Here is an 18,788-nt window from a genome sequence, read left to right as displayed (position 1 = left end):
CGCGGATCACTTGCCGCCGAGGCGCAGCGCCCAGGGGCTGCTGTAGACGGCCACGGACGTGACGACGCCGCTCAGCTCGTCGTTCAGGTAGGTGGTCTGGTAGGCGCCGGCCAGGGTCACCTGCAGCTGGTCGGGCGCGAAGATCTTCTGCGCGGCGACGAACTCCTCGGCCGACGTCTGCGGGTCGGGCGCCGTGCGCGAGGCCTGCATGCGCGCGGTCACCTCCTCGTTCGCGTACCCGCTCCAGTTGAACACGCCCCCGAGCTCGGCGGGCAGCGTGAAGAGCGTCGGGTAGCCGCCGACGCCGGGGGTCTCGAGGTAGCCCTGAGTGGCGACGAAGTCGATGCCCTCGCGGCCGGCCGGATCGTAGAACATGGCCCCGAAGTCGGCCGGCTGCATCTCATTGATCTCGATGTCGACGCCGATCTCCTTCGCCGAGCTCTGCAGGATGGTGGCGGTCTGCTGGAACTCCTTGGCGCCGGCGGGGATCGCGATGACGAGCGGCCGGTCGGGCTGCTCCCCGCTCTCCTCGAGCAGCTGCTTCGCCCGCTTCAGGTCCTTGCCCGGCGTCTCGAGCGCCTCGTAGCCCGCCCGGTAGACGTCGGCGGCCTCCATCGCCGAGAAGCTGAAGGGCGGCACCATCGTCTTCTGCACCTCTCCGAGACCGCCGAGCACGGTTTCGATGTACTGCTCGCGGTCGATCGTGGAGCTGAGCGCCGCGCGGAACTTCGGGTTGGCGGCCGGGCCCTGGTCGGTGGCGGGTCCGAAGCTGTACGAGGCCGTGGAGGGTCCGAGCACGAGGGAGCCGGCGCCCTCCCCCTCGAACGCCCTGCGCGAACTCGGCGAGACGTTGAAGGCCCCGTCGATCTCCCCCTGCGTGAGCGCCGTTGCCAGGGTCGAGCTGTCGGTGACGAAGACGTAGGTGAGGGTCTGCACCAGCGGGGCGCCGCCCCAGTAGCTCTCGTTCGCGACCGTCACGATCTCGCTGCCCGGCTTCCATCCGCCGGGCTCGAGCTTGAAGGGGCCGGAGCACATGAGCCCGGCGTCGGAGGTGCCGAGCGCCGCACCCGCCTTGTCGCCGAAGGCCTTGCTCATGACGGCCCCGCCCTGCCCCGCGATCGCTTCGCGGAAGCCCAGGTCGGGCGCCGAGAACCTCACCGTGACCTGGAGGTCGCCGGTCTTCTCGATGCTGTCGACGAGCACGAAGGCGGAGTACCACTGCGACTGCGGATTCTGGCCGCGCTGCAGGCTGTACACGACGTCGTCCGCGGTGACCGGGGTCCCGTCCCAGAAGGTCGCGTCGTCGCGCAGGTCGATCACGAAGGTCACGGGGTCCACGAACTCCGCGCTGGTGGCGACCCCCGGTTCGATCGAGTAATCGGGCTGCAGCGAGAGGAGGTTGTCGCACAGGTTCGGGATGATGAGGTTGGCCGAGGACGACGGGTCGAGCGTCGCGGGCTCCCCCTCGGTCACCGACCAGGTGACCTCGTCGACCGGCTGCGTGCCGGCGGGGAGCGAGGCGACGAGCTGGGACTTGTCGACCGGTGCGCTCGTGCCCGAGGTCGATGCGCCGTCGCGGGGAGCGCAGGCGGTCACGGTGAGCAGCGCCGCCGCTCCGAGAGCCAAGCCCGCCAGCAGTCCACTTCGTTTCATGGGTTTCGTCCTTTCGGAATGCGGGCGGATCGTCCGTGATCCGTCCTGATGATATTTTAGTGCAACAACGTTGTACATCAACGTTGCTTTTTGATTACGGGGCCCGCTAGGCTCGCGATATGCCGAGGGACATCGACCGCGAAGCACGCCTGCAGGACATCGCCGACGCCACGATCCGCGTCGCTCGCGCCTCGGGCGCGAACGCGGTGACCATCCGCGCGGTGGCCCGAGAGCTCGGCGGGTCGACGACGCTCGTCACCAACTACCTCCCCTCGCGCTCCGCGCTCATCCTCAATGTGCTCGATCGCGCGAGCGCCCGCTGGCGCGACGAGTACGAGTCCTCCGCCTCGGGGCTGACCCCGTCGCAGCGCTTCGAGGCGCTCGTCACCTGGGAGCCCGATCCCGACGAGGTCGAGCCCGTGCTGCGCGCGCTGATCCTCGAGATCGTCGCCAACGCCCAGGCCGAACCCGCCCTGAGCGAGTCCCTGCACCGCGAGTCCGAGGCCTACCGCGCCGTGCTGCGGCAGGCCGCCGGCGAGGCGGGCTTCGCCGATGCCGACCTCGCGACCGACCTCGGCTATCTGCTGCTGCGAGGCGCCTACTTCGCGAGCGCCGAGGACGCGGCGTACTGGACGCCGCTGCGTACGCGCGAGGTCGCGCTGGCGGCGCTCCGCGCGCTGCCGCGCCGCACGCACTGAGCCCGCCATCACCGCACCACGAACACTCGGATGCACACCCGACCGTCCTCGTCGCGCGCGAGCCCGAGGAACTGGTGCTCGGCGAGCCAGCGGTGAGCGGGGGCGTCGGTCTGGAACACGGGGGCGGTGCGGAAGTACACCCCCGGGTCGTCCTCGGCCACGTCCTCTCCGCGCTCCATGCGGGCCAGCGCCTCGGCCGACGCCCGGAAGTAGCCGCGGTTGAGCACCTCGATCACGGCACCGTCCTCCGCGCGGATCGCGTAGCGCGCCTCGAGCTGCGCCGTTCCCGAGCGCTCCACCGCCCAGTCCCCGCCGCCCGGGAGCACCTCGCCGCTCAGCAGCGGGCCGGCCACGACGCCGCCCGTGATGGGCGTGAGCGTGAGCACCTCGTCCGGGCCGCGGCCGATGTGGATGTCGGGGTCGCAGTCCACGCGGATCTCGAAGGCGAACTCCAGCCGCGGATCGGCGGTCACGCGAGCTCACCCGCCAGCACCGGGATCTCGATCGCGAACGCCTCGGGGCCTCCGACCGCGAGGTGCTGCGTGTTGGCCTCCACGGCGTCTCCTTCCGTCCAGGGGTCGCCCCCGGTGCCCGGTTGCGGCAGGAACTCGGGGTAGTCGCTGCTCGACACGTGCGCGCGCAGGCGGTGGCCCGCCCGCAGCCGGTAGCCCACCTGCCCGAGGTCGATCTCGAGCGCGCCGCCCTCGGCGGCGTCTCGCAGCTGCAGCTGGCCGCGCGCGATGCGCAGCGCCGAACCGTCGGGTGCGAGGTCGAGCAGCCGCACGAAGCAGTCCATGACCGGGCCCGTCGACCGCACCCGCACGCGCGCGGCGACCGGGCCGGCGAGGTCGACGTCGTGCGGCTGCTCGGGCGAGGTGAACACGAGCACGTCGTCGCGATCGCCGATCGGCGCCTCGTCGGGCAGGTGCAGCAGATACGAGAACGCGTCGGGCACGCTCGAGGGAACGAGATCTTCGGGATCGTGCACCCAGCTCAGCTCGCCCGCCTCGACCGGCCGCTCCGCGACGAGCCCGCCATCGGCCGTCGCGAAACGCGTCTCGACGCGCACTCCCGCGGGCGGCCAGGCGGCCTCCGCGCGGAACCCCTCGGTGCCGGCGAGATTCCAGGCGACCCGCGGGATATCTGCGGGGCGGCCGTTGCCGCGCACGAACACCTCGAAGAACTCCAGCGCCGGGTCGAGGTAGGCGGGCAGCGCCTCGCGCACCTGGGCCTCGCTGCGGTCCTCCACCCGGTCCTCGGCGGGCTCGAGCAGCGCGTGGTTCTCGTGATCGATCGATTCGATGCGCAGGTGGTGATGCGCGTCCCAGTGCGGGTGCCGCGCGATCTCGGCGACATCGGCCCAGGAGAGCGGGGCGCAGTTGTCCCACCACCCGATGGTGTGCAGCACCGGCACCGAGCGCCCGGCGAACGGGCTGCCCTGGGGAAAGCGGCGCAGCGTCACGGGGTGCGGAACCCACTGGTCGTAGGAGACGGAGCGTCGGCCGCGCGCGGCCATGAACGCCTCCGCCTGCGCGGCGAAGTCGCGCCGCGTCCAGTCGGGCTCCCACAGGTAGGTGTCGCTGCCGAAGAAGTGCGTGAGGGGGTACATGTTCGTGATGCCCATCTCGACCCGGCGCGTGCGGTCCGCCGGATCCCGGTGCACCGGCTCCCCCAGCGCCGTGCCGGTGACGCGGGGCGCGATCGCCCTGAGCGCGGGATGCCCGCTCGCGGCCGCGGCCCACTGCGTGTAGCCGTAGTAGCTGTCGCCCCACATGGCCACGCGGCCGTTCGACCACGGCTGGGCGACGATCCAGTCGAGGGTGTCCTCGCCGTCGCGCACCTCGTGCACGAAGAGCAGCGCCTCGCCCTCCGAGCGGAACTTGCCGCGCACGTCCTGCGCCACGACGCGGTAGCCGCGCGCCGCGAAGTACTCGGCGACGAGCGGGATGAAGGTGTAGGCGCCGCTCTTGTCATAGGGCAGGCGGATGAGGATCGTGTCGCCCGGGCTCTCGTCGCGCACGCCGCTCGCGGCGACCGGCAGGTAGACGTCGGTGGCGAGGTGCACGCCGTCGCGCGTGCGCACGCGCTCCTCCCGAGCGAGCGGGCTCACCGGCGCGGGGGCCAGGTGCAGGGTCTGCGGCATGTCACTCCTTCGTGTGCGGGATCCTCCGGCCGCGGTCGACCGGACGTGAATACGCTAAGCCGCGAGACCCTATTTAGTCAAGTCCGACTAGACTAAATATTATGGAACCCGCCGACCCGACTCGGACGCCGCGCGCGGACGGTGACGGGGAGCGGGGATCTAGGCTGGCAGAGGCAGGACCCGCGAACGGCGGAACAGCGACAGGACAGGAGCAGGCATGGCACGTCCATCGGTGGCCGGCGAGCGCCGCGAGCAGATCATCGAGGCCACACTGCAGACGATCTCGGAGCGCGGCATCAGCGGCACGACGCTGGATCGCATCGCCGACGCGGCAGGCATGTCGCGCGGACACGTGCGCCACTTCGCGGGCAACCGCGATCGCCTGCTGCTCGACGCCGCGCGCGCCTTCTACGCCGACGAGAGCGGCGCCCCCGCGATCCTGCCGAACACCGTCGACGACCTCGACGGCGCGCTCGACTACCTCCTCGGCGAGGAGTTCGCGAGCTCGAGCGCCGAGAACGCCATCGTGCTCGCCTTCGTCGAGCTCGCGCGGACAGACGCGGAGATCGCCGCGACCCTCAGGGCCGCCCATTCCGCCACTCTGGACCGGCTGAGCGGTTTCATCGCGGCCGCGAAGCCGGCGGCCGATCCCGCCGCGCGCGAGGTCGCCGCTCAGGGGCTGCTCGCCGCCGCCCTGGGCAACGCCTTCATCGGCGACTTCGACCCCGACACCCGGCACACCTCGCTCGCCCGCGCGGCGGTCGACGCCCTGCTCGCCACCCTGTAGGGCGCGGCGGGGCTACCGCGCGGCGAAGCCCTCGACGAGCCGGGCGAACGAGACGTACGCGCGGCGCGGATCCATCGTGCCGGCCGCCACGCCGATCGCCGCCTCGCGCAGCGCGCCGACGAGCAGCACCGCAGCGGCCTCGGCATCGACCCCGGGGTCGACCTCGCCCGCCTCCCGCGCCCGCTCCAGCGCTTCGCGGATCGACACGACGCTCGCACCCGAGCCGATGCCGCGCTCGGCCCCGTCGACGATGAGCGTGGGGCCGGAGACGTTGTAGAAGTGCCCGATGCGCGGGTCGCCGGCCAGGTCGAACATGGCGCGGGCGTGGGCCACGATGCGACCGCGCCAGTCGCCCGCGGCGAGCACCGCCTCGCGAGTGCGCCCGACGAGCTGCCGCCCCAGGCGCGCGTAGGCCGCCCGCAGCAGCTCGTCGCGACCGCCCGGGAAGTGCGCGTAGACGGTGCCCCGCGAGATACCGGACTCCGCCGAGATGCGATCGATCGTGGTCTCCGCGAGCCCCGCGCTCGCCACGACGGCGAGCACCGCGTCGACGAGCTCGCGCCTCGTGCGCTGCTGCCGTCGCTCGCGCAGGCTCGTCGGCCGCTCATCAGTGTCCACGTCCACCCCTCCATCCTAGAGAACGTCGGCCGCGGCCGGCTCTCCCGGGTCCGCGATCCGGCGCCGGGGTGTGGTTTTGAGGCGGGGTGTCTCCTGGAGCGATGGCGAGGCTCGCACCATCGCTCGCGGACGCGCGCGCGGAGGCCGTTGTGGCGGAAGTGCATGCGCGGAGCCGAACGCAGCCCATGCGCAACGCCGTGCCACTGGCCGGGAGGCCGATGCGCGCCCGGCACCCGGCGCCGGGGCCGGGGCCGGGTCGCCGACAAACTGGTCGCGCTCGACCCAGCAAAGGCCGCGCCGCACCATCTGCTCTGCCGCACACTCAGCGCCCGCAAAGGCCTGGAAGCCGGGACCCTGCGCGGACTGGAAGGGACCCGTCGCCTTCATACTGATCGACCTCTGGACCCCGATGACACCGCCCGCCCTCGACCCGGCCACCCCGACGCCCCACCCCGGATGCGCCGGTGCGGTGCGACAACGCCATCAGCGGGCGCCGCGACCACGCCGACTACCTCGCACAACCCCAAACCCCTAACGGCCCGCTCGAACCGGTGCCCCCGGCCGGAACGGCCTGGAGACCTCGATCAAACGCAGCGGTCGCGTACCGCCCCGCCAAGGGCCGAACGCGCCGGAACACCATGATCCTCCCGAGACGCCACGAAAATCACGTGAATAGCATGGCGTCTCGGGAACAGCATGGCCCCCCGGCGGGAACGCAAGCGAGCCCAGCCCGCCACCACGACCAACACATCAAGCATCACACCCTTACCCACCCGGCCCCCTACGCGGACATCCCCACGTGAGGCAAGCGCAGCCCCTCCCGGACCTCTAAACCGAGCCAAGTCCAGCGCTTGTGCATCGCGAGCCATATTTCTATACTCTGAGTATAGTTTTCTGCCGGGATCCCGGCGATCCCGCGAGACTCCCGAAAGGACGTTCATGGTCACCGTCGATCTCGCCGCGGCAACCGAGCTGGCCCGCGAGGCGCTCGCCGAGTACGGCCTCGACCCCGGCACCGGGCTGACGCTGCTGAAGCAGCGCGAGAACTTCGTGTTCTCCCTGAGCAACGGGGGCACGGACTACGTGCTGCGCGTGCACCGCCGGGGCTACCACAGCGACGAGGAGCTGGCGTGCGAACTCGATTTCGTGCGGGCCCTGCACGGAGAGGGCGTCTCCGTTCCCCGCTTCGTGACCGCGGGCGACGGCCGCGGCTTCTGCGTGGTCGGCGCGGAGCACCCGGCCGGCGCGCACCAGGCCGACCTGCAGCACCTCATCACCAACCACGGCAACTTCGGCGACGAGCGCACCGGCGTCGACGGCACCGCCGAGCTCGACCCCGGCGACTTCGCCGAGCTGGGCCGGCTCACGGCTCAGGTGCACGACGCCACCGAGCGCTCGGGCTACGCCATGGCGGTGCCGCGCGACGACTGGGACCTCGACGGCCTCGTCGGCGAGGAGCCCGCGTGGGGCGATCCGCTGCGCATCGCGGAGCTCGCGGGCGACGAGCGCGAGGCCGTCGCCGCCGCGATCGCGCGCATCCGGGAGGCGCTCGGCGCCTACGGATCCCCCGCGCACCGCTTCGGCCCCATCCACGCCGACCTCACCCCCGAGAACGTGCTGCGCACCCCGAACGGCCTCGTGCTCATCGACTTCGACGACTTCGCGGCGGGCTGGCACCTCTTCGACCTCGCCACCGCGCTCTATTTCTACACGCCCCACCCGCGCTACGCCGAGTACCGCGACGCGCTCTTCCGCGGGTACGAGGCCGTGCGCCCGCTCGACGAGGCCGACCGTGCCGTGTTCCCGGCGATCCTGCTGGCCCGCGGCCTCACCTACCTCGGCTGGGCGGCCGACCGCCGCGGCGAGCCGACCGCGGAGTGGCACGCCACCGCGGTGCTCCCCAACGTCGTCCGCATGTCCCGCGAGCTCATCGCGCAGCCCCGTCACCGACCCGGGAGGACCGCGATGACCTCGAACGCCGAACTCATCGGGCGCCGCAACACGACCATCGGCCCCTACTCGCCGCTCTTCTACGACGAACCGCTCCAGTTCGTGTCGGCCAAGGGCGTGTGGCTCACCGAGGCGAACGGCGACCGCTACCTCGACGGCTACAACAACGTGCCCCACGTGGGTCACTGCAACGACCGCGTCGTCGCGGCGCTCGCCGAGCAGGCGGCCACGCTCAACGTGCACACCCGGTACCTCAACGAGCGCGTGGTCGACTACTCCGAGCGGCTGCTCGCCACCTTCGAGCCCGGCCTCGACCGCATCCTCTTCGGCAACTCGGGCTCCGAGGCCAACGAGCTCGCCATCCGCATCTCGCGCCAGCTCACGGGCAGCACCGGCATGATCGTCTCCGACTACAGCTACCACGGCACCACGATCACGCTCGCCGGGCTCACGACCGGGCTCAAGACGGCCGTGCCGCTCGACCCCGACGTGCGCACGCTGCGGATCCCGGATCTCGACACCGACCCGCGCCCCGAGGCCGAGGTGCTCGCCGAGACGCTCGCCGACCTCGACGCCTCGATCGCGTCGCTGCAGGAGGCCGGCTTCGGCGTCGCGGCCTGCCTCTTCGACCCGCTGTTCTCGACCGAGGGCATGCCCCGCCTGCCCGAGGGACTCGTGCGGGGCATCGTCGACCGCGTGCGCGCGGCCGGCGGCATGGTCATCGCCGACGAGGTGCAGAGCGGCTTCGGGCGCACCGGCACCCACATGTGGGGGCACGAGTACGCGGGCATGCGGCCCGACCTCGTGACCATGGGCAAGCCCATGGGCAACGGGCACCCGATGTCGGCGGTCGTGACGAGCGGGACGGTGCTCGACGCCTTCGGATCGGCCAACGAGTTCTTCAACACCTTCGCGGGCAACCCCGTCTCGGCCGCGGTCGGCGAGGCCGTGCTGATCGAGATGGAGGAGAGGGGGCTCATGGCGCGGGCGAAGACCCTCGGAGACGAGGCCTCCGCGCGGTTCCGCGAGTTCGCCGAGCGCTACGACTTCGTGCGCTCGGCGAAGGGCGCCGGCATGTTCCTCGGCCTGGACTTCGCGGTGGACGGAGCGCCCGCCCCCCGGCTCGCGAAGCGGGTCGTCGAGGCCGTGAAGGCGCGCGGGGTGCTCATCTCGCGGATCGGCCGCGACGAGAGCGTGCTCAAGGTGCGACCGCCGCTCGCCTTCGGCCCCGACGAGCTGCCGATCCTGCTCGACGCCCTCTCGGGCGCCCTGTCCGACGTTTAAGGTGTATCCTCTCCGCAAGATGATTCGAAGAAGGTGATTGGCTGTGCAGATCGCTCCGCAACGAGGCGGCGCAGGACGCCCCGAGCCCCGTCCCTCCCAGGCCGACAGTCTGGGAGTCTTTCGCAGCATGGTGTCGTCGTCGTTCGTGCCGCTGCTCGTCAGCGCGGAGCGCGACGACGCCTTCACGGCGCGGCTCACCTCCGCCGACGCCGACGACATCGTCTTCACCGAGGTCGCCGCTCGGCCGCACCTCGTGGAGCGCACCCCCGCGACCATCGCCGACGGCGGCAGCGGCTACTACAAGGTGAGCCTGCTCGTCTCGGGCAGCAGCATCCTCGTGCAGGACGGCCGGGAGCTCGTGATGCGACCGGGCGACCTCGCGGTGTACGACACCTCGCGCCCCTACTCGCTGCTGTTCGGCGAGGAGTTCCGCAACCTCATCATGATGTTCCCGAAGGATCGGCTCGACCTCCCCATCTCCTTCACCGAGCAGCTCACCGCGGTCTCCCTCGTGCAGGAGCACAGCGGGCTCACCCCCGTCATCACGGCCTTCCTCTCGCAGTTCCCGGCCCAGCTCACGCACCTCTCGCATCGCGTGCGCGCCAAGCTCGCCCACACCAGCCTCGACCTCATGGGCACGCTGTTCTCGAGCATCCTCGACTCCGATCCCGAGCAGCGGGATCCGCACCGCGTGCTGCTGCAGAAGATCTACAGCCACATCGACCTGCACCTCGCGTCGCCCGGTCTCTCCCCCGGCGCCGTCGCGGCCGCGCACTACATCTCCACGCGGCATCTGCACGCGCTGTTCCGGGAGGCCGGCACCACGGTGTCGACCTGGATCCGCGAGCGGCGCCTCGAGCGCTGCCGCGCCGACCTGCTCGACCCCGTGCTCAGCGACCGAACGGTCTCCGCGATCGCGGCGCGCTGGGGGTTCACCGACGCGGCGCACTTCAGCCGGGTGTTCAAGGCCGCCTACGGCGTCTCCCCCAGCGAGTTGCGCCGCATCTGACCCGCGCGCCGGGATGGGCCGGCGCTCGACGGGCCTGCGCCGAGACCGAGTCGTAACACTCGTTGTCCGCCAGTGCACGGGCATTGTCTGTCGCGGTGATCGTCCCTCCAAGGGCCGCCGCGGCTGTCTACAGTGATACCAGGTTCCGGGCGATGCGGCTCGCCAGCGCTCCTCGGCACCCCCCACGATCCCATCTCTGAAAGGAAGCCGGGCCGATGACGACCCCCGATGCAGACCTCTCCGCAGCGGATCCGAACGAGTGGCGCAGCTACGACGAGTTCGCGGCCGGCATCGACGCCTTCCGCCTGCCGAGCACGGGCCTCGACGGCCGCTCGTTGAGCCTCGCGCTCGAGGACGGCTCGCAGCTCGACCTGGCCTTCTCCGCCGATACCGTGCGGTGGAGCGCGACGGGCGACCTCGCGACCGACGGCGAGTCCGCCGACCCGTACGACGCGGTGCGCGTGCGCGAGGACGTGGTCTTCGTCAACCTGCCGCTCCGGTCGCGGGAGCGCGAGGCGATCACGATCGTGTACTCGGAGACGACGCACCGCGCGCTCGTGGCGCGCTCGCTCATCGCCGAGGAGGCCGTCGAGGGCGAGCCCCGGGTCGGCCAAACCTTCTGGTCGGCCATCACCGATCGCGGCGAGGTCTCGGGCGAGGCTCCCGGCCCGTCCCGAGACCTCATCGGCGCGCGCAACCTCTACCGCTACAGCCCGCATCACCTCTACGAGCACGTCTACATCTCGAGTCAGCGCTACGCGTGGCAGTGCGTGCAGGGCGTGCAGCGCGGCCACGGCGACATGGACCTGTCGACCGTGTGGAGGTTCGCCGACGGTCTCTACCTCTTCTGCTTCCGCGAGTTCCGCATCCCCGTCGCGAGCGTCTGGCTGCACGACCTCGGCTACCGGCTGATGACCACGGGCGTCTTCCTCGGCCTCAACGGCGAGGGCCGGGCCGAGCACTCGCGGGCGGGCGGGCACATCTACCCCATCGGCACCGTCAGGTACCCCGATGCGCAGCCGGTCTGATCCCCCGCCGATCCACCCCACCCACTCACCCATCCGAGAGGACACACCATGAAATCACGCATCCTGGGCGCTGCCGCGCTGACCGCGGCAGCCGCACTCGTGCTGAGCGGCTGCGCAGGGGGCGCGGGCGGAGGTGAGGGCGCGCCGATCAAGCTCGGCTCCGTCAACACCATCAGCGGCCCGGCCACGTTCCCCGAGGCCTCCGAGGCCGCGGCGGCCGTCTTCGACAAGGTCAACGCCGACGGCGGCATCAACGGACGGCAGATCGAGTACAAGGCCACCGACGACAAGGCCGACCCGGCCACCGCCACGGCGTCCGCGCGCGAGCTCGTGGGCAGCGACGAGGTCGTCGCGCTCGTGGGCGGCGCCTCGCTGCTCGACTGCGAGATCAACGCGAAGTACTACGAGCAGGAGGACGTGCGGTCGATCCAGGGCATCGGCGTCGATCCCGGATGCTTCAACTCCCCCAACATCGCCCCCGCCAACATCGGGCCGTTCAACGACACCACGGCCACCATGCTCTACGGCTCGGAGGAGCTCGGCCTCGAGAACCTCTGCGTGTTCACCAGCGTCATCGGTTCGACGGGTCCCTCCTACGCCGCCGCGGTCAAGCGATGGAGCAAGATCACCGGCAAGGAGCCGACCCTCGTCGACGACACCGTCCCGTACGGCGGCGCGGACTACACGCCGTACATCGTGAAGGCCAGGGAGGCGGGCTGCGACGCCATCGTGAGCAACGCGGTGGAGCCCGATGCGATCGGCCAGGTCAAGGCCGCCAACCAGCAGGGCTGGGACGACGTCGCGTTCCTGTTCCTCACCTCGGTCTACAGCGAGAGCTTCGCGGCCGCGGTCGAGAACTCGGGGGCCGGGGTCTACGTGCCCGCCGAGTTCTACCCCTTCACCGAGGACAGCGACGTCAACGCCGACTGGAAGGCGCTGATGGAGGAGAACGACATCACGCTCACCTCGTTCAGCCAGGGCGGGTACCTCGCCGCGACCTTCATGGTCGAGGTGCTGCAGAGCATCGACGGAGACATCACGCGCGAGAGCGTCAACCAGGCGCTCGCGGACATGGCTCCGATCGAGAACCCGATGATCGCCTACCCCTACCAGTTCGACAAGATCGCGGCTCAGGACTACGCCCCCGGCGCGTGGCCCGTCGTGCTGAAGTCGGGCACGAAGGCCTGGGCGCAGGCTGCCGACGACTGGCTGATGATCCCGGCGAGCTGATCCCGCCCCAGCCCGGCACGCGGTGCGGCGAGGGCCCTGCGCTCCCGCCGCACCGGGCGCACCCGCTTCAGACCCCGAAGGATTCCCATGCTCCAGAGTTCCCTCCCACGGCCGGCCGGCCGGAGGCGGCCGTGAACGGCGGCGCGCTGCTGCAGGGCGCGCTGTCGGGCCTCGCCGCCGGCGGCGTGTACGCGGTCTTCGCCGTCACGCTGACGCTGATGTCCCGGCTCGTTCGCGTCGTCAACTTCGCGCAGGCCGCCACCGGCATGTTCGCGGCGTTCATCGCGGTGTGGTTCGCCAGCAGGCTCGGCATGCCCGTGTGGCTCGCCACGGTCGCGGGCGTCGTCGTCGGCGCGCTGCTGTCCGCGCTCATCGGCTGGATCGCGGCGACCTGGCTCTCCGAGGCCGACCTGTCGACCCGGTCGGCGATGACGGTGGGCCCCCTCCTGCTGCTCATGTCGCTCTCCTACATCCTGTTCGGCAACAAGCCGCAGCCGTTCGCCTCGATCTTCAACGGGCCGGCGTTCAGCGCCGCGGGCGTCGTGGTCAGCTGGGTGACGGTGATCACCGTGTCGCTCGCCGTGGCCGTCGCGGTCGCGGCGGCGCTCATGCTGCGCAGGACGACGATCGGCACGAAGCTCCGCGCGCTCTCCGACCGCCCCACCACGGCGGAACTCATCGGCATCTCGTCGAAGCCGCTCGCGGTCGGCGTGTGGGCCGTGACGGGGGCGATCAGCGCCGTCACGATCCTCATCATCGCCCCGACCCAGTCCAACGACGCGGTCACGCTCTCCATGCTCATCATCCCCGCGGCCGCGGCGGCCCTGCTGGGTGGGTTCAAACGGCTCGACCTGGCCGTCGCCGGCGGCCTGCTGCTGGGCCTCATCAACGGCGTGGTGGCCCAGGTGGCCGAGCTGTCGCTCGTGCGCAACTTCGTGCCGCTGCTGTTCATCGTGATCCTGCTGCTGTGGTCGCAGCGAAAGGAGGTGTGGGATGCTGCTCGCTAACCGACGTCTGCGGGTCGCCCTGCCCGCCGCGGTCGCCGTCGTCGGCATCGTCGTCGGATGGGCCATGAGCGCGGGGCTCTCGGGCTACGTCGTCTACCTCGCCATCAGCATGGTGACGGCGACGATCTCGCTGCTCGGCCTCGGCGTGGTCACCGGGTCCGCCGGCATCATCGCGCTCTGCCAGCTCACCTTCGGCGCCATCGGCGCGTGGGTCGTGACCTTCCTCAACCAGAGCGGGGCGCCGGGCGGATTCGTCCTGTGGCTGATCGCCGGAGCCGTCTTCGCCGCGCTCGCGGGCGTGCTGCTCGGCCTCCCCGCGCTGCGCCTGCGCGGCGTCAACCTCGCCGTGGTCACCCTCGGCGCCGCAGCGGCCGTCGACGTGCTGCTCGTGCAGACCCAGTTCCCGGGGCAGAAGGACGGCCTCTCGGTGGAGCGGCCCGACCTCTTCTCGAGCGACCGCGAGTACTTCTTCTTCTCGATGGTCGTGCTCGTCGTCTGCGCCTACCTCGTGTTCCTGCTGCAGCGCAGCCGCGTGGGGAGCAGCTGGAAGGCGGTCTCCTTCTCGGAGCGCGGCACCGCGGCGGTCGGGCAGAGCGTGCGCATGGCGAAGCTGTCGGCCTTCGCCGTCAGCGCCGCCCTCGGCGGAGTCTCCGGCGGACTGCTCGCCGGCCAGGTGGGCATCCCCTACGCGTCGAGCTTCACCCCGATCATGTCGCTCGCGCTCTACATCCTCGCGGTGATGAGCGGGGCCTACCTCATCGACATGGCCGTCTTCGGCGGCGTGCTCTGGGTGCTCGTGCCCGAGCTGCTCAAGCGCTGGGGCGTGCCGCAGGACTGGGGATTCGTGATCTTCGGCGTGCTCGGCATCCAGGCGATCACCAGCGGATCGAACCTCGGCGAGGCGATCCGCGGCGGGTTCCGCAAGCGGGCCCGCAGGCGCAGGCAGGCGCGGGCCGAGGCGGCCGCCGCGGCCGCCTCGGAGGTAGGCACGACCGCGCTCGACGTGTTCGCGGTGCCCGAAGCCGCGGAGCCGATTCCCGCGAACGCGGAGCCCGCGCTCGAGGTGCGCGGCCTGGGCGTGCAGTTCGGCGCGCTCAAGGCCAACGACGACGTCTCGCTGCGGGTCCGGCCGCGCAGCATCATGGGGCTCATCGGCCCCAACGGCGCCGGCAAGTCGACCTTCGTCGACGCGGTGAGCGGCTTCCTGCCGCAGCACACGGGAACCGTGCTGCTCGACGGCGAGGACGTCACGCGCCTCTCGCCCGTGGCTCGCGCCCGCAAGGGCCTGCGGCGCACCTTCCAGCAGGATCGCGTTCCTCCGCAGCTCACGGTCGAGGCCTACGTGCGCTTCGTGGCGCGCAGGCGGCTCGACCACGACGAGCTGGCCGACGCGCTGGCGTTCCTCGGCTGCCCGCCCCCGGAGGAGCAGCTGGCGGGAGTCGACGTCGGCACGCGCCGCCTCATCGAGGTCGCCGCCGCGGTGCTGTCGGGACCGCGCGTGCTGATCCTCGACGAGTCCGCCGCCGGTCTCTCGCACGAGGAGCACCTGCAGTTCGGGCACCGCCTGACCCGGATCCCGTCGCGCTTCGACACCGCGATCGTGCTCATCGAGCACGATCTCGATCTCGTGCGCTCCGTGTGCACCGAGCTCACCGTGCTCGATTTCGGCCGGGTGCTCGCGCAGGGACCGAGCACGGAGGTTCTCGACGACCCGGCCGTGATCGCGGCGTACATGGGAGATGCGGAGATGACGCAATGAGCGAACTGCAACTGAACGGCGTCACCGTGAGCCGCGGGGCGGGCCCGGTCGTCTCGGACGTCGAACTCGTGCTGCGGCGGGGAGAGATCCTCGCTCTGGTCGGGCCGAACGGCGCGGGCAAGACCAGCCTGCTCGAGTCGGTCTCGGGCGTCATCGGCCATTCGGCGGGCGACATCCGGATCGACGGCGAGTCCATCGCGAAGTGGAAGCGGGTGCAGCGCTCGCGCGCCGGCATCGCGCACATCGAGCAGGGGCGGGCCATCTTCCCGTCCCTGACGGTGCGCGAGAACCTGCTGCTCACGGCCCGGACCGACGCCGCGCTCCAGGAGGTGCTGCAGTCCTTCCCCGAGCTCGAGAAGCGCATCGACAACCAGTCGGCGCTGCTCTCGGGCGGCGAGCAGCAGATGGTGGTGCTGGCGCGCGCGTTCGCGTCGAAGCCGCGCTTCCTGCTGATCGACGAGATGTCGCTGGGCCTCGCGCCCGTGGTCTTCATGCGGCTGCTGCCGGTGATCCAGCAGATCGCCGAGTCGGGTGTGGGCGTGCTCCTCGTCGAGCAGTTCACGCATCTCGCGCTCGGCATCGCCACCGACGCGATGGTCGTCTCGAGCGGTCGCGTGAGCCACCCGCAGGGCCCGGCCCGGGTGCTCGCCGACGACGAGGCGCTGCTGCGCCGGAGCTACCTCGGCGGGTGATCGGCCCCGGCTGCGGGGGCGCGGGGTTCGGGATCGCCGCTCAGCGCGGCTCACATGCCCGCGTGCTCGAAGGCGACCGTCGGCAGGTCCACGATGTGCGCGCCGCCGTCGGCGACGAGCACGGCGCCCGTCATGTACGACGACTGCGGCGAGCCGAGGAAGCGCACGATCGAGGCGATCTCGGCGGGTTCGGCGGGCCGGCCGAGCGGCACGTCGCGCGTCACGGCGGCGTAGCCCGCCTCGCGGTCGGCGATCTCGGGCGCGCGCTCGGCGAACTCGTCCATCTCGGAGTCGGCCATGGGCGTGCGCACCCAGCCGGGGCAGACGGCGTTGACCCGCACGCCCCGGCGGCTGTAGTCGCGCGCGAGGCTGCGCGTGAGCCCGATGAGCGCGTGCTTTCCGACCGTGTACCCCGCCACCGAGGGGCCGGCGAACAGCCCGGCGAGCGACGACACGATCACGATCTGGGCGCCGCCCGCGCGCTCGGCGCTCTCGAGGAGCGCGGGCAGCGCCTCGCGCGCCATCACGAACGCGGTCGAGAGGTTCACCTTGATCGACGACTCCCAGTCGTCGTCGCTCGTCTCGCCCACCGGGGAGAAGCCGTGGCCGCCCGCATTCGCCACCAGCGCGTCGAGGCGCCCGAACCGCTCGACCACCCGCGCCACCGCCGTGCGCGCGGACGCGCCGTCCGAGGCGTCGGCGACGATCGCGGTGCAGCCGATGCGCGCGGCGACCTCCTCGACGGGGCCCGAGCGCCGCCCCACCACCACCACGTGCGCGCCCTCGCTCGCGTAGCGCTCGGCGATCGCCGCCCCGATCCCGGTGCCGCCGCCGGTGATGACGACCACTCGTCCCTCGTTCTCGCTGTTCCGGGGTGCCATGCGGGATCCTCTCCGTTCGATTGCCTGCTGCGGCCGCGAGCGGCCCCTCCTCCTCTCATCCTGCCGCGATCCGCCGTCCGCGCCGAGCAGCTCTACGCTCTCAGCGCATCGGTCTTCGCCCAGAGTCAACACCGCCCGGGGGATAATGGCGACGAGCCGTCCATTCCTCGGCAAAGGAGCCCCCATGGCACAGGCTTTCGCCGACCGCCACCGCCCCGACGTCACCCACACGCACGGCGCGCGGGTCACCACGCCGGCGAGCGCCGTGCACCCCCTCGACCCGCTGACGAGCGAGGAGATCGCCGAGGCCCGGCGCATCCTCGCCGACGCCGGCCGCTTCACCGAGCACACCCGCGTGCCCCGCATGCTGCCGGTCGACCCCCCGAAGCAGACGCTCGCCGTGTGGCGATCCGGCGACGCGCTCGACCGCCGCATCCGCGTGACGCTGCTCGAGCGCGACACCGGCGCGGTCTCCGAGGCCATCGTCGCGGTGACCCGCGGCGAGGTCGACGACTTCCGCGTGCTGCCCACCGGCGAGCATCCCTACGGCCAGCCCCAGTACCTCTTCGAGGAGTACGAGGACGCCGCGGCCATCGTCAAGGCCTCCCCCGAGTGGCGGGCGGCGATGCGCCGCCGCGGCCTCGAGCAGCACCTGGAGCTGGCCTTCTGCTCCCCCCTCGCCCCGGGGTTCTTCGGCCGCGACGACGAGGTCGGCCGCCGCATCGTGCGCTCCCACACCTACGTGCGCTTCGACGAGTCCGACAGCCCGTGGGCACACCCCGTCGAGGGCCTCGTGGTGCACGGCGACCTCACCGAGCGCCGGGTGATCCGCATCGACGACGAGGGCGACGTGCCCGTGCCCCGGCAGCACGGCAACTACACCCTCGACGCGCAGGGGCCCGCCCGCACCACGCTCAAGCCCATCGAGATCACCCAGCCCGAAGGCCCGAGCTTCTCGGTCGACGTCAGCCTCGTGCAGTGGCAGAACTGGAAGCTGCGCGTCGGCTTCACCCAGCAGGAGGGGCTGGTGCTGAACCAGATCACCTGGCGCGACGGCGACGAGGACCGCTCCGTGGCGCACCGGGCGAGCATTCCCGAGATGGTCGTGCCCTACGGCGACACGTCGCCGAGCCGACTCTGGATCAGCTACTTCGACGCGGGCGAGTACCTGCTCGGCAAGAACGCCAACTCCCTCTCGCTCGGCTGCGACTGTCTGGGCGTGATCCACTACTTCGACGCCTTCGTGCCCGACGACCACGGCAATCCGGTCAAGATTCCGCGGGCCGTGTGCATGCACGAGGAGGACTACGGCGTCCTCTGGAAGCACACCGACTTCGCGGGCAACCCCGAGGCGCGCCGCAGCCGCCGCCTCGTGATCAGCTACTTCGCCACCGTCGGCAACTACGACTACGGCTTCTTCTGGTACCTCTACCTCGACGGCTCCATCCAGGTCGAGGCTAAGGCCACGGGCATCGTGTTCGCCGGTGCGGGGATCCCGGGATCCGAGAACCCGCACGCCCCCGAGATCGCGCCGGGCATCTTCACCCCCGTGCACCAGCACCTCTTCTGCGCGCGCATCGACGTGGCGATCGACGGCGAGGACAACACGCTGCACGAGGTGGAGGCCGTCGGGATCCCGACCGGCCCCGACAACCCGCACGGCAACGCGTTCACCTGGTCGGACACCCGGCTCGAGACCGAGCGGTCGGCGCAGCGCATCGCGAACGGCCTGACGAGCCGGGTGTGGGAGGCGCGCTCGGCGCACCGCACCAACCACGTGGGCAGGCCGACCGCCTACCGGCTCATCCCCGAGGGCGGGATGCTGCTCGCGGCGCAGCCCGAGTCGACCGTGCACGGCCGTGCGGCCTTCGCCACGAAGCACCTCTGGGGCGCGCGGTACGACCCCGACGAGCTCTACCCGGGCGGCTTCTACCCGAACGCCCACGCGCCGGGCGCCGGGCTGCCCGAGTGGACCGCGCGGGACCGCTCGCTCGACGGCGGATCCGCGACGTGCTGCACGGGCAGCGAATGACGACCACCCTCGAGAAG

At 71.5% G+C, this 18,788-nt stretch carries 15 protein-coding genes; 10 read left to right on the top strand and 5 right to left on the bottom strand.

The window, feature by feature from the left end:
- Window positions 1–6: 6 nt before the first annotated feature.
- Complete coding sequence (locus D1J51_RS09840) at window positions 7–1,653, bottom strand: ABC transporter substrate-binding protein (RefSeq protein WP_119075019.1); 1,647 nt, start codon at window positions 1,651–1,653, stop codon at window positions 7–9.
- A 119-nt stretch (window positions 1,654–1,772) separates the two neighbouring features.
- Between D1J51_RS09840 and D1J51_RS09835 the strand changes: the two genes are divergently transcribed.
- Window positions 1,773–2,351 carry a TetR/AcrR family transcriptional regulator gene (locus tag D1J51_RS09835; RefSeq protein ID WP_119075018.1) on the top strand — a complete coding sequence of 193 codons (579 nt, stop codon included), beginning with the start codon at window positions 1,773–1,775 and terminating at the stop codon, window positions 2,349–2,351.
- A gap of 8 nt (window positions 2,352–2,359) precedes the next feature.
- Here D1J51_RS09835 and D1J51_RS09830 read toward each other — a convergent pair whose 3' ends face one another.
- Window positions 2,360–2,824 (bottom strand): DUF3237 domain-containing protein, encoded by a 465-nt coding sequence (locus D1J51_RS09830; protein ID WP_119075017.1) that lies wholly within the window; start codon window positions 2,822–2,824, stop codon window positions 2,360–2,362.
- Window positions 2,821–4,494, bottom strand: coding sequence for a CocE/NonD family hydrolase (locus tag D1J51_RS09825; RefSeq protein WP_119075016.1), 1,674 nt, complete (start codon window positions 4,492–4,494; stop codon window positions 2,821–2,823). Before D1J51_RS09825 ends, D1J51_RS09830 begins: the two co-directional genes overlap by 4 nt.
- Before the next feature lie 217 nt (window positions 4,495–4,711).
- On the opposite strand from D1J51_RS09825, the gene D1J51_RS09820 reads away from it, so the two are divergent.
- Window positions 4,712–5,281: a TetR/AcrR family transcriptional regulator gene (locus D1J51_RS09820; RefSeq protein ID WP_119075015.1), complete on the top strand. Its 570-nt coding sequence runs from the start codon at window positions 4,712–4,714 to the stop codon at window positions 5,279–5,281.
- A gap of 12 nt (window positions 5,282–5,293) precedes the next feature.
- Here D1J51_RS09820 and D1J51_RS09815 read toward each other — a convergent pair whose 3' ends face one another.
- Window positions 5,294–5,905: a TetR/AcrR family transcriptional regulator gene (locus D1J51_RS09815; protein ID WP_240423126.1), complete on the bottom strand. Its 612-nt coding sequence runs from the start codon at window positions 5,903–5,905 to the stop codon at window positions 5,294–5,296.
- 933 nt (window positions 5,906–6,838) lie between these two features.
- Here D1J51_RS09815 and D1J51_RS18380 point away from each other — a divergent pair.
- The 7 genes from D1J51_RS18380 to D1J51_RS09775 all read left to right on the top strand — a co-directional run bounded on the left by D1J51_RS18380 (window position 6,839) and on the right by D1J51_RS09775 (window position 15,858).
- Window positions 6,839–9,133, top strand: a complete 2,295-nt coding sequence (locus D1J51_RS18380) for an aminotransferase class III-fold pyridoxal phosphate-dependent enzyme (protein WP_240423124.1) — start codon at window positions 6,839–6,841, stop codon at window positions 9,131–9,133.
- 127 nt (window positions 9,134–9,260) lie between these two features.
- A complete protein-coding gene (locus D1J51_RS09800; RefSeq protein WP_119075014.1) occupies window positions 9,261–10,142 on the top strand; it encodes an AraC-like ligand-binding domain-containing protein in 882 nt (293 codons plus the stop codon).
- 215 nt (window positions 10,143–10,357) lie between these two features.
- Window positions 10,358–11,170 (top strand): MoaF C-terminal domain-containing protein, encoded by an 813-nt coding sequence (locus tag D1J51_RS09795; RefSeq protein WP_119075013.1) that lies wholly within the window; start codon window positions 10,358–10,360, stop codon window positions 11,168–11,170.
- 48 nt (window positions 11,171–11,218) lie between these two features.
- On the top strand, window positions 11,219–12,400 hold the full coding sequence (locus D1J51_RS09790; protein WP_119075012.1) for an ABC transporter substrate-binding protein: 1,182 nt from the start codon (window positions 11,219–11,221) through the stop codon (window positions 12,398–12,400).
- Between the two features lie 131 nt (window positions 12,401–12,531).
- Window positions 12,532–13,407: a branched-chain amino acid ABC transporter permease gene (locus D1J51_RS09785; protein WP_119075011.1), complete on the top strand. Its 876-nt coding sequence runs from the start codon at window positions 12,532–12,534 to the stop codon at window positions 13,405–13,407.
- Window positions 13,394–15,166 carry a branched-chain amino acid ABC transporter ATP-binding protein/permease gene (locus tag D1J51_RS09780; RefSeq protein ID WP_119075010.1) on the top strand — a complete coding sequence of 591 codons (1,773 nt, stop codon included), beginning with the start codon at window positions 13,394–13,396 and terminating at the stop codon, window positions 15,164–15,166. Before D1J51_RS09785 ends, D1J51_RS09780 begins: the two co-directional genes overlap by 14 nt.
- Window positions 15,163–15,858 (top strand): ABC transporter ATP-binding protein, encoded by a 696-nt coding sequence (locus D1J51_RS09775; RefSeq protein ID WP_119075009.1) that lies wholly within the window; start codon window positions 15,163–15,165, stop codon window positions 15,856–15,858. Before D1J51_RS09780 ends, D1J51_RS09775 begins: the two co-directional genes overlap by 4 nt.
- A gap of 50 nt (window positions 15,859–15,908) precedes the next feature.
- Here D1J51_RS09775 and D1J51_RS09770 read toward each other — a convergent pair whose 3' ends face one another.
- Window positions 15,909–16,739, bottom strand: coding sequence for an SDR family NAD(P)-dependent oxidoreductase (locus tag D1J51_RS09770; protein ID WP_119075008.1), 831 nt, complete (start codon window positions 16,737–16,739; stop codon window positions 15,909–15,911).
- Between the two features lie 184 nt (window positions 16,740–16,923).
- Here D1J51_RS09770 and D1J51_RS09765 point away from each other — a divergent pair, with 184 nt between their 5' ends.
- Window positions 16,924–18,771, top strand: coding sequence for a primary-amine oxidase (locus D1J51_RS09765; protein WP_119075007.1), 1,848 nt, complete (start codon window positions 16,924–16,926; stop codon window positions 18,769–18,771).
- The last annotated feature ends 17 nt before the right edge of the window (window positions 18,772–18,788 follow it).

The sequence above is a fragment of the Leucobacter sp. wl10 genome (assembly GCF_003569785.1).
GTDB lineage: Bacteria > Actinomycetota > Actinomycetes > Actinomycetales > Microbacteriaceae > Leucobacter.
This window is presented reverse-complemented; position numbering and strand designations above follow the sequence as displayed.

Coding starts and splice junctions, on each gene's coding strand:
- D1J51_RS09840 (WP_119075019.1), bottom strand. CDS start 1,653: ATGAAACGAAGTGGACTGCTGGCGGGCTTGGCTCTCGGAGCGGCGGCG.
- D1J51_RS09835 (WP_119075018.1), top strand. CDS start 1,773: ATGCCGAGGGACATCGACCGCGAAGCACGCCTGCAGGACATCGCCGAC.
- D1J51_RS09825 (WP_119075016.1), bottom strand. CDS start 4,494: ATGCCGCAGACCCTGCACCTGGCCCCCGCGCCGGTGAGCCCGCTCGCT.
- D1J51_RS09820 (WP_119075015.1), top strand. CDS start 4,712: ATGGCACGTCCATCGGTGGCCGGCGAGCGCCGCGAGCAGATCATCGAG.
- D1J51_RS18380 (WP_240423124.1), top strand. CDS start 6,839: ATGGTCACCGTCGATCTCGCCGCGGCAACCGAGCTGGCCCGCGAGGCG.
- D1J51_RS09800 (WP_119075014.1), top strand. CDS start 9,261: ATGGTGTCGTCGTCGTTCGTGCCGCTGCTCGTCAGCGCGGAGCGCGAC.
- D1J51_RS09795 (WP_119075013.1), top strand. CDS start 10,358: ATGACGACCCCCGATGCAGACCTCTCCGCAGCGGATCCGAACGAGTGG.
- D1J51_RS09790 (WP_119075012.1), top strand. CDS start 11,219: ATGAAATCACGCATCCTGGGCGCTGCCGCGCTGACCGCGGCAGCCGCA.
- D1J51_RS09780 (WP_119075010.1), top strand. CDS start 13,394: ATGCTGCTCGCTAACCGACGTCTGCGGGTCGCCCTGCCCGCCGCGGTC.
- D1J51_RS09775 (WP_119075009.1), top strand. CDS start 15,163: ATGAGCGAACTGCAACTGAACGGCGTCACCGTGAGCCGCGGGGCGGGC.
- D1J51_RS09770 (WP_119075008.1), bottom strand. CDS start 16,739: ATGGCACCCCGGAACAGCGAGAACGAGGGACGAGTGGTCGTCATCACC.
- D1J51_RS09765 (WP_119075007.1), top strand. CDS start 16,924: ATGGCACAGGCTTTCGCCGACCGCCACCGCCCCGACGTCACCCACACG.